This is a genomic window from Microcoleus sp. Pol11C3, assembly GCF_036701485.1.
Taxonomy (GTDB): domain Bacteria; phylum Cyanobacteriota; class Cyanobacteriia; order Cyanobacteriales; family Microcoleaceae; genus Microcoleus.
In genome coordinates this window covers 1-14,633 of the sequence record NZ_JAUBQW010000148.1, presented here as the reverse complement: position 1 = coordinate 14,633, position 14,633 = coordinate 1, and the positions used below count along the sequence as shown (strand labels likewise).

Sequence of the window (14,633 nt, the reverse complement as noted above, 5' to 3'; positions counted from 1 at the left end):
CTCCTTATTTTTTTACCTTACCATTCTCTCAAACCTTTGTCCTGTTTAGACTAGAGGTGCCTTGTCACCCGCTAAGGGAATGTAGACAGTTAAAAAACATTACTAGAGAGCCAGTAATGTCGCGCGTAGGGTGCGCCGCACCTTCTACGATCGATAATAATGCTGATTATTTTCTATCAAAATGCGCCCCAATAAATTGATCGATCTCCCTTTCGATCGCCGTTTTCTCCTGCAGAGGATGTAATTTCTAAATTAGGGGCGGTGACGGGAGACAAATCACTCGGTAAAGACCTAATTCGCAACTCATTTAGCAAAGCATTAATATTGTTCGGCTCAGCATCCAGAATGCTTGCCAGCGGCAGCAGATTTTGCACTCCATATTCGCCGAGTCGAGCATTAATACTCTCTGCTAAATAGCAGAGCATAATGTATCTGCTACTGCTACTGATAATATGAAATATTTTATTCAACTCATCAAAGTATTGAGTTCCCGGTATAGATGCCGCGATTTTGGTTTCACCCTTGCAAAATAAATCTACATGAATTTGACTAGCTGGCGAAACTTTAGCCTTTGCAATCCAGATGATATCGAGGATTGGTTCAGAGTCGCGCTCGTGGAAAATAAGCCGCTTTAAACCCGATATAAATTCTGGGGAATTTAGCGTATTTTGCCATTCTAGACACCAATCATTACTTTTAGTAGTTAGGGCAGTTTTGACCGTTGTCGGACGTTCAATCACATCTTTTAATAAAGAAAGACTTCCCGCCGATTTGGCAAAGTTTGGGGAGATTTGCTGGTGCAGTATCTGGTTGGGATCAATGTAATCTTTGCGCCAAGGTGCGTCGGATATGAGAACTTGACAGGCGGGAGCAAGTGTGATGTTAGCAGTAAGTATCGGTGGGTTTTTAACTGTGCAGCCTTCTAACGACTGTTGAGATTCTAGGCGGGCGATTACCTCGATCGCAGAGTTTTCATCTGCTGCGTTTAAAGGTGTGTTGCTGTACTCTGCTGCTAATTCTTCGAGAAAATCTAGGTAATCTTGCACAACAGGCGATATCCCTTGTCCTAAAAGCTGATAGACTTCGGAAAATGGATGAGAAACCGCTATAGTTGTGCGGCGGTTGCCGAAAAAAGGCACGTCATCCAAAAAAGCGTATTTTGGCCGCCAAAACTTAGCCCTAGACTCATCCCACAGACATTGACGGTGAGCAAAGCGCTTTTGAATTTGCTGGCGTTGTTCGCTGGAAATACTGCCTTTGATGAAAGTATCATCGAGATACTTGTAAATTGCCTTTACTGATTGTAAATGTGCGTTTAGAGCGTCGGATGTGGTGCTTTCAACTGTCATTTTCCCAAGTTTTGATTAGTGTATCAAAGTGGTCGATAACTGTAGTGGTATCTACAGGCTCAAAACCAAGTGCAGTTCTGATTTCGGGCTTCAGCAAGTCGCACTCAGGGCGTGCAAATAAAAATTTTTGGCTAGCAACTAAGCGAACATCTTGAATGAAACAGACATCTTTAGCGCGATACAGCCTCGGTTCAGGTATCGCCGCGCCGGGATATTGGCTTAACTTTTGAGGATTTTGCTCGACAGGAACCCAAGGCTTATCTGCGAGTGTTTCAGCCAGTGTTTTGTTGGTATTGGCAATTTTCGTATGTTTTAGTTCATCCCAATTATCATTATCAACGATGTAGTTAAAAACCGCAATGCAAGCATCAGTTACTGCCGCTGCACCTGAACGATTTGCGGTTTGAATTAGATTGTCAACAGCAGCTACAATGTCATCTGCACTCAAGGTTCTTCGCATACCCAAACCCTCGAAAAAATCGAGCCAGAGTAGCTCATCCTGCGAGTAAAATTCCATGTCTGGAATAGCTGCTAAATTTCCAACAATGTTGCGGATTACTTGATTTTCAGGAGTGTAAATTAATTCGGTTGATCGTAATCTGCGATCGCTACAGCGTACCAAACGCGCCTTTTTAAGCTCTTCCTTGAATGAGGAAGCATCCTCTCCTGCCTTTTCTAGTTCTTTGCAAGCTTCACTCAGATGATCTCGAATCCACGCCAGCGCGATTAATTGTTCTTCAGGGGCAAACGACGCATACTCAGGCAACAAGCACTCGCGAATTAGTCTAGCACGATTCAGTACCGGAACTTGCAAAAGTTGGTACAGCCGCAGCCATTGTGTATTTTTTTCTATGCGTAAAAGCCTCAGCGTACCTGCAATTTCTGGCGGTTCGTATCCACCGCCCGGAAGGTAGACATTTTCATCGTTGAGGGAAACTATTTCGTGGGAAGTTGTGGGGTAAATTGGTAGTTGACGCAGCTTGTTGAGGCTATCTTGGTCGTAATTTGTTGGTTCTGAATCTGCTAGGAAATTGAGGATAGATGTATAATGCTTTTGGTGGTAGGGCGGCAAACCTCGATCGCACCGCGAAGATACTGTGTCTAGGACATCGGGGCCTGTCAGAAAATAAACTAACAGATTTTTGTGTCTTTGAGCAAATTGGGCCATCGCACTTTCAAGTTTTACCGGTGCTTTGACAAGCGTCACCCCAAAATACTGTACAGCTTCCATCATTTCCCCTGCAATATTATCGCCGCCCAACAAAGGAGTGTCAAGTTTTCCTCCTTTGTAAAGCTTCCCATCATTTCCCGGAACCAGCGGAACTTTCTTCAATTCATCGACTGTTTCTTGCGACAGATATCGGGGCGAGATACTGAAAAAATAATTGTATACCAGGGTCAACCACTCTGCATTTGGGGGATGTGGTGCATCAGCTTGCCAATCACATTCTGACTGCGTTGAACCAATTACGTGAACCAATTTTTTCGCTACTTCTGCGGCATTCATCTCTGACACGCCAATCATGTTATGTGGAGGCAATACATTGGTTAAATCTCCGTGCAAAAACCATTCTTGATGATTGGCAAATATCTGCTTTGGTGTATACTCTGAAATATAAACAGTTCCTATCGGGTTGTAACCAAATACTTGTAAAGTATTATTAGCGAGAATAGCTAACGGCAAACCGCGCAAATCTCGGTGATTGTCGCTGATGCAATAGCGCAGCATATTCGCAACCCAATGTCTATTTTGCAAGCTTGGTTTCGGTGCATTTTGCACAGGTACACCTAACTCTTTATTTTCGGTTAAGTGCTTTCGCAAGTTCGCCGGAGTGAATGTTTGCAAGGGCAAACCTGAATCTTTGAACACTACCAAAATTGACTCAGGCAATGGCGGTTCGGGAATGTCTATATTGTCGGCACGCAGCGGCTCTAATAATTTGTCCCACAACTTTTTAGAAGGTAGATTTCTGACTGTCTGAGGCGTCACCCATCTTGTTTGCGACATCACTACCACGCCCAATAGACGTTCATTTACAGCGTGTTCTACAGCGGAGCGCACAACTTTTTTATGATATAATAACTCGATTACAAAGCGGGGCAGTTCTTCTAGAACTTTGCTAACAGTAATTTTGCTAACAGGCCAAAATTTATAAAATTCCTCTGCCTGATACCTGCCAATATCTTGCACTAAATCAACAATTAAGTTAGCATAAGCGTGGGACAAAACGTGCTGCGCGAGTAGTTGGTTCCAAATAGATCTCGGTCTGTCTTTTCCAGTTTGTCCGCTGTCGCTGCTGAGGTTGTCCCGCGAACTATTTAAATTAAAAAAACCGTTAATGTGAACGGGTAAGCCGGTTTCGAGGGGAAGTGGCAAAAAACAGTAAACTTTCCCGCCCACAGGTTGAGGATTTTCCTCGGTACTAACAGCATTAATCCTAGCAGCAGCGCCCGCCCAAGGCAAGACTTTTTCTTGGCTTTCGTACATTGCTTGTATGACTTTTTCCAACTCGCCGCCTTCATCTGTGCGAATTAAACTTACTGTTCTCCAAGTTGATTGGGTATTCCGATTCCCGCTAATCGTTTCTATCTCGTGGCGGTAAGAAACTGATATTAAACCGACTGGATTATTGTGGCACAATTCCAGCAATTTGTCTGCTGTCTTGGGAATTGCATCGAGGAGTTGTTGCCTGGCTTCTCGTACTTCTTCCTGGTTCTGGGTAACAATCGCCAGAATTTCTTGCCGAGTTTCTTGACTGTTGGCGGGGATTTCGTAAACTCTAATTTCCTGAACAGATTTCAGGAATAACAGCAGTTCTTCACCTGAATTAATCAGTGCGTCTAATAGTTCCTTGACGTTGGATTCGGTAAAAGCTTGTTTGCGAATTTCGCTATTTTTAGCGTGTTCTGCTGTTCTCAAGGGCAAGCGAAACAAAGTGCCTTGAAAATTTGTATCTCCTAATGGCAATCCTCCCGCTGCGTAGACTTGCATAAAATCGGGATATTGTTCGTACCATTTAGCGTCTGCTAAATTCCACTCGCGTCCGGGTTCTTGTCGGGAAGTGCCGGGAATAGCTGCACCGTGAGGATCAAAAAAGATGATGCGATCGCGCGATACGAAACTCGGATAATCTGTAACGTGATATATTGCATTAAACCCGACGCCAAATCTACCCGTTTTCTGCAAATCTCGCGCTTTTTCGCTTTGTCCCAGACTGCGAATGCTGTCAAAGTCTTTATCTGTAAATACGCGATCGTTGTAGACTAACATCGCCGGCCCCATGAGCTGTATCATGCGATCGTCAGGCAATTGTTTAACCGGATGGTTGCGCCAATCAAGAGTAATTTCTACCCGCGTTGCTTTAGCGTCATCAGCATTTTGAATCAACTCTTTGATAATGCCAACGCCTTCGGGATAATCTCGGATAATCCCTCTCAAGCGGGCGATCAAGGGTTCGGATTGGTAGAAAGACTTGCCCTCAGTTTCGCTGTTGCTGTAAGCCATAGATGTTCTGACGACTAAAAGCGGGAGGAATTTAAATGCGATCGCGCATCTTAACTTTGTACCTAATACTATACAAGCGAAGCGTAAATACAAGTAGGGTGCGCGCGCAGCAACCTACCGAAAGCTATTCGTAATATTGCAATAAAAAGCCTCAGACCTGCAAGTCTGAGGACCGGAGTTCCTGAAAATCGTCACTTGTTACTATTGTCGCTAACAAACAGCACAACCTACAAGAGGGGTGCAACCCAGCACGGCAGCTTTTGGCAGACAGAGATTGCTTCCTGACTCGCAACACCAAAGCAATTTTTTATTCAACACTTCACGAAAGCAAAACAATTCCTCTCGCCATCTACATATCTGGGTTGATAATTGTGCTTTAGGATGGGAGTCTGTCCTCGATCGCAATATAAGGAGCACCGTGAGTCCCCGTATATATTTGAGTCGGGCGGTAAATGCGGTTTGCCTCTAGCTGTTCCTTCCAATGCGCCAACCAGCCAGCAACACGGGCGATCGCAAAAACCGGCGTAAACAAGTCCAGCGGAATTCCCATTTTTCGGTAAACCAGACCAGAATAGAAATCTACATTTGCATAAATTCCTTTGTGGCCCAATTTCTCTTCAACCACTTCTTCCAACTTGACAGCAATGTCGTAATAATCGTCGTGGCCGAAGTTCTCAAACAACTGTTCCGCTAACCTCTGAAGAATAGTTGCTCTGGGATCTTTCACCTTGTAAACTCGGTGACCGAAACCCATGATTTTGTCCTTATTTGCAACGCTCTTCTCGACAAAAGCCCGCACGTTTTCTATCGAACCAATTTGCTCCAACATATCAATCACTTCTTCATTAGCTCCCCCGTGCAGAGGCCCCGCCAAAGTGCCAACTGCTGAAGCAATAACTCCGTAAGGGTCGGTCAGCGTCGAAGCTGTTACCATTGCCGAAAATGTAGAGGCATTAATTGTATGTTCAGCGTGGAGAGTCAGACAAGTGTCAAAAATGCTAGCTAACAGCGGATCGGGTTCTTGCTCGTTGAGCATATAAAGAAAGTTAGCCGAGTAGTCCAAGTCATCCCTCGGCCGCACCGGGTCATTTCCCCGTCGCATTTGCTGGAACGCTGCTACCATTGTGGGAATCTTAGCTAGCAGCCGCACTACAGCTTCTCGAATGTATGCTGGGTTAGCCAGAGCTCTGCGGGAGTAGAACAAGCCCAGGGCGGCCGCTGAAGCTTGCAGGGCGTCCATTGGATGTCCTCTTTCTGGAAAGCATTTCATCATGTCGCGGATGCGATATTTGATCCGGCGGTGATAGCGAATTTCATGCTCGAAAGCTTCTAGTTCTTCCTTAGTCGGAAGTACCCCCCAGATTAATAAATATGAAGTTTCAAGAAAGGAACTTTTCAGTGCCAGTTCCTCGATGCTAATCCCGCGATATTCCAGCAATCCTTTTTGTCCATCGACGTAGCTAATGCTGGACAAGGTGGCGGGAACACCTTCTAAACCTGGTTTGAATTCGCCGACGACCATTGCGATACCGTTTTGTGTGAGTTGAATCTACATAAAAGTACATTACCAGAAACCAAGATAGTGTCGCAGTCTTGACAAATAATCATTTAATTCGGGTTCAGAAACCAAGTTTTTCAACAGACAGCCCGATCGCACCGCTGCGTATTGTCACCCCTCAAACCCGGTTTCGCCGTGCCAGAATGCGGTTTTAATAGGGCTGGCGCGTCCTGTTAATGTCGGAGCAGTTCCCTGTTTCTAGTGCAGCAAAAACTTGGGCGCAGTTAGCCAAAACATTTGGCTGCGACCCACTGGGGAGCCGGTTTCCGGGAGGATTAAGCCGATGATACCTGCTTTTTTGAGAATCAGGGCATCTTGCGATCGAGCCCAAAGCAAAGTTTCTGCCCAGTTGCCTAAGTCGGGTTGGTGGCCCACCAGGGCCAAGCTGCGGCTACCTATTTCTTGCCACTGTTTGTACCACTCCAGCCAGTTCCCGATGTCTCCTGAAGGTGCAAGGGTGGCGGATTCTTCTATTTGGGAACTCAAACCGACTGTTTGCAGGATTTGGGCGGTTTGCTGCGCCCGCAGAAGGGGACTGGTGAGAATCAGGTCAAACTGAATTTCGAGTTCGTACAGCCGTTGAGCAATTTTCCTGGTTTTACGATCGCCCTCTTTAGTCAGCGGGCGTTCTGAGTCTGTATCATATTCTTCGGGTGCGGCGGCGATACCGTGCCGGATCAGATAAATAACCATATATTAATAATTCCAGGCATTTTATCCCGTTTTTCTAGGAGCAATCTAGGATATACCTACCTTTTGCCTATTCTACAACTGGATTAACGTCTGGCGCTGTTATCGGGTTTGCGCTTGTGTAGCGATCGCGCCCTTGTCGTTTCGCATCATACAATGCTCGATCAGATGCGGCTATGAGTTCCTCCGGCGACTTTTCACAGCAGGGAACCATGCTAGCAATTCCCATGCTCACAGTCACGATCGGGCTCACATCAGATTGCTCGTGAGGAATTGCCAAATGTCGGATTGCCTGACGCATCGACTCAGCAACCGCGATCGCCCCTGCAGCATCCGTATTCGGCAGGATAGCAGCGAATTCTTCGCCCCCATAGCGCACAAACAAATCGGTAGAACGTTTAACCGAGGCTGCTGCGGCTTTGGCGACTTTCACCAAACAAGTATCCCCAGCTTGATGTCCGTAGCAATCGTTATATCGCTTGAAATAATCTACATCCAACATAATCAACGAAAGCTGTTGTTTTGCCTGCATCAGTCGGTGCCATTCCGACTGCAATCGCTCATCAAAGCAGCGACGGTTTGCTACTTGTGTTAACCCATCTGTCGCGGCCCTTAATCTGTCTCCCTGAGCCTGATTTCTGAGCATCTCCTCTGCCTGCTTCCGTTCTGTAATATCAGCAAAAGTTGTTACTACTGCATAGGGTTGAGACTGATTGAGATGGAACAGCGGTTGAGAATTAATCGAAATCCAAGTCAGCGTTTTATCAGATTTGTGAATGCCCATCACCACATTCGATCGCCCTTGTCCCGTGCGCAGGGTGAGGATTGCCTGATGCTGTTGGCCCGGGAACGGTTGGCCATCCTCCCCAACGATTCGCCAGTCTAAATCTACGGATGTGCGCCCCATCATTTGCTCGGGGGTCAGCCCGAGAATTCTTTCGGCACTAGCATTACACGCAGTAATTTGTCCGTTTGCTAGCTGAAGTATGACGCCTTCTGTCATGCTGGTAATCACAGAACGGTAGCGTTCCTCACTTTCCTGTAATTGACTCAGGAGAATGTTCTTAGCATCAAACTCTGAAGCCAGATGCAGGCTGCTTGCCAGAAACCCGACCATCAGTTGTAAGGTCTGGATATCTGGCTCTGTAAAGGCAGAGGGTTTAGCTGAAAGCACTTTTAAGACTCCAACCCGATCGTCCTGATAGAACAAGGGAACAACCACCATTGACCGGAGACCAATGCGCTCACAGGCAGCCCGATCCACCCGTGCATCGGTTTCTGAATCCTCGCAAAGCATGATTTGGCCGGTCGCAATACATTTTCCCGATAAACTTGTCCCTACTTTGAGCCGTAATCCAACATAGGGGGTGACAATACCGCTGGCTGCCCGATACACCATTTCATCCCCTTCAACCATTTCAATCACTGCTCCATCGGCGCGGGTCAAATCTTGAGTCCTCTCTGCAATCACGGCCATGACTGCATCGAGATAGGGATTGCGGATGGCGATTTCCTGTTGGGTAGCAATCACTCTACTCAGACGCTCGAACTCTTGTTTTAATGATGCTTCTGCTTGCTTGCGAGCGGTGATATCCTTCATAAAGCAGTGATGCCCGATCAATCGCTCCTGCGAGTCGTAGGCTGCCAACAGCACCACCTGCTTGTAAAAGATCGAGCCATCTTTCCTGATACCCCGGGCCTCAACCTCCACTCGGCCGCAGGCTAGCATTTTTTGATAAGCGGCCATCATCCTGTCGCAGTCTTCGGGATGAACTGTTTTCTGCCAATTCATACCAACCATTTCTTCAGGCTGATAACCTGCTATATTCGCGTAGGCTTGATTAACGTTGATGTACCGTCCGAACATATCTAGCCGCGAGATGCCCTCAACGGCATTAGCAAGAGCTGTACTCAATTCTCTGAGTTCTGTTTCTGCCTGGACAAGATCCGTAATGTCTTGGGATGTACCAAACAAGCGAATGACTTTTCCCTCTGCATTGAGTTGGACCTGTCCTCTGGCTTCGGTATGGCGGATAGAACCATTCGGGCGCAGGATTCTGAGGCGCAATAGATAAGGCTCCCCATGAGTGAGCGCTCGTTGAACTACCAGGTGTAGGTGTTTGGCACTTTCGGGATGGTAAAGCCGCAGGTTTTCTTCATAGGTAGGTTCGCCTAGGGCGCTGTCGCGTCCCAAAATCTCAAAAAGTTCGGGAGACCAGGTAATTTTACCCGTAATTACGTCCCATTCCCAGTTACCGATGTGGGCAACCCGCTGGGCTTCTGACAACCGGGTTTCACTCTGTTGCAGGGCTGTTTCTGTCTGCTTGCGGTCGGTAATGTCCTTTTCATTCACGAGCAACATCCGGTTGCCTGTTACCGGATCGTTGATGCAGCGCACGTCCATCCAGTGCCAGCGAATCCCCGCCAGAGTAATAACTTGAGCCTCAGCACTAAAGACCTGACCGGACTTAAGAACTGCCATTGCTCGCTCTCCTAGCTGAGGGTCAACAAAGTGGCTCACAAAAGTATGGTCTGTCGCAGAGCCTGGGTGCAGCGCATCCCCATAACAGCGCAAGGCCGCGGGCTTTTGCAGCAGCGGCACACCTTCGAGAGTGTACAGCGAAACCATCAGCGTGGTGTGTCGCAGTGCCTCGATCGATCGCAGGGTTTCTGGTTCGATTCTATGAGCGGTTTCGACCTTACCCTCGACCAGGATTGCCAAACGCCCACTATCAATCCTGATGCCAGAGCACCGACAGCCGACAGAAACAGGCTCACCGGCCCGGTAAAACGTCCATTGCTCGCACAAGGTTTGGCCTTGCTCAAACTGCTGCCGATAGCTCTGCAAGCGAATCCGAGTAGACTCTGACAACATATCCCTAAAGTTGTGGCTCGCGAGTTGCTGCCGCGTGGAAGCATCCCACAGGTACAAGGATGCTTGGTTTGCCCACCGCATTTGCCAATGCTCAATATCAAATATCCAGATCGGGTTTTGCAACAAGTCAAAGGCTTTGAGGTGGACAATATCGCCGCTCAGGGAACAGGCAAACTCTGGTTGTAGACAATTTTCATGATGATTGACTCTGGGCGCGCTTTCTGTATTGGGATCAGTTTGATTCGGTTCTGTTTCGAGTTCCGGCGGTTGATTTGGTCCGAGCACCGGGCGGTGAGATTCCAAGTGCCACATCCTCAACCCAATGTGCATTGCAACCTGTTGCAGGATCTGAACGTCGAGAGGTTCCCACTGACGCGGACTTTGACAGTGATGAGCAATCAACAGCCCCCAAAGCTTCGGAGATTGCTGCTGTGTGCCATCTAGCAAGATTGGCACAACTAAATTTGCCTGAACCTGGAGGCGATCGAGCAATTCTACATAACAAGCTTGAAGATGACCGCTGGGAATATCAGAAATGCTGCTCGTTTGTCCCTGGCTGTAACGCTCTACCCAGGTAGCTTCCAAGCAAGGAGCATAAATCTGTTTTCCTAGGATTCGTGGCCACAGCGCATCAACCGATTCAGCCAATACTACACCATCTCTATGCGGTAGGAAGCGATAAATAATCACGCGATCGCTTTGCAGCAGCACCCTGGTTTCTTCTACCGCACATTGCAAAATTCTCTCCCGATCCGCCAACTCGTTGATTTGAAGTGCAATTTCTGAAATTTTTTCTAGGATTTTCTCTAACGACCAAGAGACAGCCTGTTTTGTAGATATATCCATATTCCTTTTTTATTAATTATTTTTTTATTATTCTAGCCGATAACCAATAAATATAAAAAATTGTTTTAACTCGTAGCAATGGGTTGTTTTGTTTAGCCACACCAACCAATATTTTAGGTTTTTGCCAAAAAGTTTTGCAATGCTAGCCTGCCTATTCTTATGTGATTTAGCCAATAAATTATGCTTTTTGGTATCTATTTGGCTTGTTAAGCGGCGGTTTTATTGGCTAATTTTTATTAGCAAGAATTTTTCAAAAACAACTAAAAGTGTTTGTATTTTTTTCTTTTTTATGGAAAATTTCCCAAAAATCACCCTGTATAATTGTGAAAAAGTAAGAGCGGTGTTGTGGAGTTTAGTAAAATAAATCAAACTAAACTTGAGCCGAAGCCGATTGTTTTTTACCAAAAAACGCGTTGCAGCCCTTGACAATAGTTAAAAAACCCGGTTTCTTTGGTGTGTAATTGTGGGAAGTTAGTATAAAATTGATTATTGTTAGTCTTGGACGGAGCGACGGCGTTTTTTAACCTGCTTATACCATTTTAGATTTTAGCTTTTAGATTGGGGATGATTGACTGGATTGGGGTTTGTAGCTTCCCTAAAGCCGCATGATTTTGGGAAAAGGGTATTACTTCGTTCAAACCCTCAATAAGAGTTAAAAAACTCGGTTGATGAGAGTTCGAGTTCGTCCAAAAGTGATTGTCAAGTTTAAATTTTTCTTAAAATTTAGAAAAGCCCAGCCCAACATCGCAGCGGGGGGAGGTAGAGCCGAGTGTTCGGCATTCCCCGGCTGTTGCTGGAATCCAGACCGCACCTACAAATTCCAGAGTTAATGATCGTAAACAGGATTGTCTTTAGGACTAATTAATTTCAGCAACTTTTGCTTGATATGAGCATCGAATACTTCCCATTTCAGCCTTGCGTAATCGCTATTCTCATTCCCGCCGGAAAGAAATCCCACCGGAATTTCAAAACCTCCTGCTTGACTTCTGCCACCACCAAAAAAGCGTCCTTGAGCATCTTGACCGAAGGCTTCTTTAATAAATTCGTCGGGGTCGAGAGTAAGTTTATTAGTTCGCAGCGAGCCAATTACTACTTCAATTTCTTCGTCTTTGTCGTGAACAATTGCGTAGACAACGGCTGTGTGCACGTTCTCTTCTGTTACTAAAAAGTCGGCGGCTTGGGGAATAGAATCCCGATCGTCATAGCGGAGGTAGCCGATGCCGGCGATGGAAAAATTGTTCTGGACGGTGCGGTGTTTGAGCGATCGCTCGATCGCGTCCATCACCCACTTAGAACGAGACGACTGTAACACCGCATTCAGCAACTGCGGGTCGTAAAACCGGCTCAAATAAGCCGCAGCTAAAAAGTCCTCCTCCTGAGCTTGTCTGAGGGCGATCGTATCCGATCGCAAACCGTGCATCAAAGCTGTAGCGCACTTGACGTGCAGGCTGACGCTGCTGTCGAGAGCTAGCAGTCCAGCCTGTAAATACTCGGCAAAAATCGTGGCTGTAGCGCGGATTTGAGGGCGCAAATCGATAAATTCTGCCTTCATTTCCCCCTGCAAATTGTGATGATCGATGACGGAGGCGATCGGAACTCCAGCCGCTAAAACAAACTCGGTTAAGTTACAAGTCGTCCCTTGGTTGTCGATGAAAGCACAGCCCTGAAACACCGACAAATCCTTAGTTTTTAATGTTTCCAGCGTCCACCGCTGCAACGGCAACCCTGTCAATTTAACTAAGGCAATATTTTCTTGGTGGCTGAGGGCACCGGCGTAGATAATCTCGCATTGGATATCGTACTGTTCGGCAATTAATTTGTAAGTCCAAGCGCTTGAAAGTGCGTCGGGGTCGGGAAAATCTTGCAGTAATATTAACTGGCGAGTGCCTTTGTGCCGATCAAACATTTGGCGCAATTGCTCGACTTTGCGATCGTGCAATTCCTCGCGGAGACGGCCGCGATTCTCTTCGGAAGCAACTTCGGCTTTGTTGCGCCGTTTCGCCGGCGCACTCACTTCGGCTACCACCTCGCTGCTGGCCTCAAGTTCGCCTTCGCGGTTGCCAGATGTTCCATCGGAATTGTTAGGGGAATGCTCTTTCATCGTGAAAAATTAACAATTTAACTATTTCAGGATTTGCGCGACATTCTATCTTAAATCCGGTTTCTTTGTAGATGCCTTGTTGTCAAAGCCCATACTTCTTACGAGAAACCGGATTTAAGAACGTAAATTCTCTCTTTAACTCTTTAACTTTTTAACTCATGCAGAGAGTGTGCGTTGCCAGGAACGAAGCAATCTCAGGACTCAGAACTTCCGCAAAAAACCCCCGCGCTTGCGCTGACAGGGGTTTTAAAGGCCTATTACATATTTTTGCCATTCTTTGTGCATACCGCTCTTGACGTGTTTAGTCACTTCAAAATAAAGACCGCTGTGAGGTTTCCGAGGCGGATAGCGCAGCAACATTCCCGCTTCTTTCGGCGTGCGGCTGCCTTTATTGACATTGCAGCGCACGCACGCGGTGACGAGGTTTTCCCAACTGTCGCCACCTCCGCGCGATCGGGGAATTACATGATCTAGGGTTAAATCGTCCCCCGTATAACTACAGTATTGACAAGAGTGTGCGTCCCGGTGCAAGATATTCCGGCGGGTAAGCGGAATATCCTTATAGGGAACTCGAACATAATGCCGCAGTCGGATCACAGTTGGTAGCGGGAAGTTTGGCGCAATAAATTTCCCGTTGTGTTCTACCTGTTCTGCTTTTCCTTTCAGCAACAAAACTACCGCCCTTCGCCAATTGGTGATGTTAAGGGGTTCGTAGGAGGCGTTCAGCACCAGAACATTGCCCATTGTTGATTATTAAAGAGAATATTTTTTTCGATGTTAACACAGGTTCCAGTTTAGGTGGGACGGCATCAGGAACAGCGAGGCTCAGCAAAAAACGCTGAAAAACCACTCCTTTACCCTATACCGTCGCGCCTGCGCCCCCTCTGGCGGCACCTATTTTCTGCCGTCGGTGTTTGTCAGCTAGCATTTTTCCCTGAGTTTTGGCTTAGATGAGGCCAGTGTGTGCGATCGCAAAAATTTGCAGAATAAATTTTATTTTTTTCTCTAAATGCCTAATCTTCCCGGCAACAAATACTTTAACTTTTTAGACTATTAGTAACCTTAAATGAACAAGCTTATTACTGCTCATGAAATTTCGGCTCTTAAAGTCTGCTTTTAGCGCGTCAATTATTGCCCTTGCGGCTCCGATTTTAGCAAACTGTCCAGCCTTTGCCCAAACGCCTTCATTCTTCTGCGGCGCTGCTGGCGGCCGCCCAGCTACAATTGCTGTCCAACAAGGCAAAAATATTCCCGTTATTTTGTGGCTAGCTGATAACTATTTCAATGAATCAGGAGAAGATGCGATTACTCGGTGTACCAGAGTCTCAGGCATTCTCAACAACTCGCAACCCCAAGGAAGCTGGGAGAATATTGTCACAGCAGGTGCATCGCCCACCGGTCAACTAATTATTTGTGCAGCTAATCCTCAAGACGGTTCCTGTAGATTATTATATCAAGTACCAAAAGGCCAAAATCCCGAACAAGCCCGACAAGAACTCTTAAAAAGAGTTACAAATCCTAATGTAAGTGTTTCGCCTGTTAAAGTAAATTGATAGTCATAACTCATTAGCTACGGGTAGGACATGGCAATGCTATGTCCTACGTGCTAACTGTAGTTTAGACTAACTAAAAATGAGAAAGGTGGCAAAAGAAGAACTAGAGCCACCGTTAAGGAGAGAATGAGGGTGAAAAATAAAAACCTATCCACT

8 protein-coding genes are annotated in these 14,633 nt (G+C 46.4%); 1 reads left to right on the top strand and 7 read right to left on the bottom strand.

Features of this window, described 5'->3' with window-relative positions:
* Positions 1 to 176: 176 nt before the first annotated feature.
* From QUA40_RS24130 to QUA40_RS24100, 7 genes are all read right to left on the bottom strand, one after another.
* The gene (locus QUA40_RS24130) at positions 177 to 1,349 is read right to left on the bottom strand and encodes a hypothetical protein (protein WP_333130576.1); all 1,173 of its coding nucleotides are present in this window, start codon (positions 1,347 to 1,349) and stop codon (positions 177 to 179) included.
* Entirely contained in the window at positions 1,339 to 4,854 is a 3,516-nt protein-coding gene (locus QUA40_RS24125; protein WP_333130575.1) for a sacsin N-terminal ATP-binding-like domain-containing protein, read from the bottom strand. Before QUA40_RS24125 ends, QUA40_RS24130 begins: the two co-directional genes overlap by 11 nt.
* Before the next feature lie 376 nt (positions 4,855 to 5,230).
* Positions 5,231 to 6,376, bottom strand: a complete 1,146-nt coding sequence (locus QUA40_RS24120; RefSeq protein ID WP_333130573.1) for a citrate synthase — start codon at positions 6,374 to 6,376, stop codon at positions 5,231 to 5,233.
* A 234-nt stretch (positions 6,377 to 6,610) separates the two neighbouring features.
* Positions 6,611 to 7,105, bottom strand: coding sequence for a phosphohistidine phosphatase SixA (gene sixA / locus QUA40_RS24115; RefSeq protein ID WP_333130571.1), 495 nt, complete (start codon positions 7,103 to 7,105; stop codon positions 6,611 to 6,613).
* 67 nt (positions 7,106 to 7,172) lie between these two features.
* Positions 7,173 to 10,823 carry a diguanylate cyclase domain-containing protein gene (locus QUA40_RS24110; protein ID WP_333130569.1) on the bottom strand — a complete coding sequence of 1,217 codons (3,651 nt, stop codon included), beginning with the start codon at positions 10,821 to 10,823 and terminating at the stop codon, positions 7,173 to 7,175.
* A gap of 826 nt (positions 10,824 to 11,649) precedes the next feature.
* Positions 11,650 to 12,924 (bottom strand): bifunctional oligoribonuclease/PAP phosphatase NrnA, encoded by a 1,275-nt coding sequence (locus tag QUA40_RS24105; protein ID WP_333130567.1) that lies wholly within the window; start codon positions 12,922 to 12,924, stop codon positions 11,650 to 11,652.
* Between the two features lie 246 nt (positions 12,925 to 13,170).
* Entirely contained in the window at positions 13,171 to 13,668 is a 498-nt protein-coding gene (locus QUA40_RS24100) for an HNH endonuclease (protein WP_333130566.1), read from the bottom strand.
* 344 nt (positions 13,669 to 14,012) lie between these two features.
* Between QUA40_RS24100 and QUA40_RS24095 the strand changes: the two genes are divergently transcribed.
* Complete coding sequence (locus tag QUA40_RS24095; protein WP_333130564.1) at positions 14,013 to 14,477, top strand: COP23 domain-containing protein; 465 nt, start codon at positions 14,013 to 14,015, stop codon at positions 14,475 to 14,477.
* Positions 14,478 to 14,633 lie beyond the last annotated feature (156 nt).

Coding starts and splice junctions, on each gene's coding strand:
- QUA40_RS24130 (WP_333130576.1), bottom strand. CDS start 1,349: ATGACAGTTGAAAGCACCACATCCGACGCTCTAAACGCACATTTACAA.
- QUA40_RS24125 (WP_333130575.1), bottom strand. CDS start 4,854: ATGGCTTACAGCAACAGCGAAACTGAGGGCAAGTCTTTCTACCAATCC.
- QUA40_RS24120 (WP_333130573.1), bottom strand. CDS start 6,376: ATGGTCGTCGGCGAATTCAAACCAGGTTTAGAAGGTGTTCCCGCCACC.
- sixA (WP_333130571.1), bottom strand. CDS start 7,105: ATGGTTATTTATCTGATCCGGCACGGTATCGCCGCCGCACCCGAAGAA.
- QUA40_RS24110 (WP_333130569.1), bottom strand. CDS start 10,823: ATGGATATATCTACAAAACAGGCTGTCTCTTGGTCGTTAGAGAAAATC.
- QUA40_RS24105 (WP_333130567.1), bottom strand. CDS start 12,924: ATGAAAGAGCATTCCCCTAACAATTCCGATGGAACATCTGGCAACCGC.
- QUA40_RS24100 (WP_333130566.1), bottom strand. CDS start 13,668: ATGGGCAATGTTCTGGTGCTGAACGCCTCCTACGAACCCCTTAACATC.
- QUA40_RS24095 (WP_333130564.1), top strand. CDS start 14,013: ATGAAATTTCGGCTCTTAAAGTCTGCTTTTAGCGCGTCAATTATTGCC.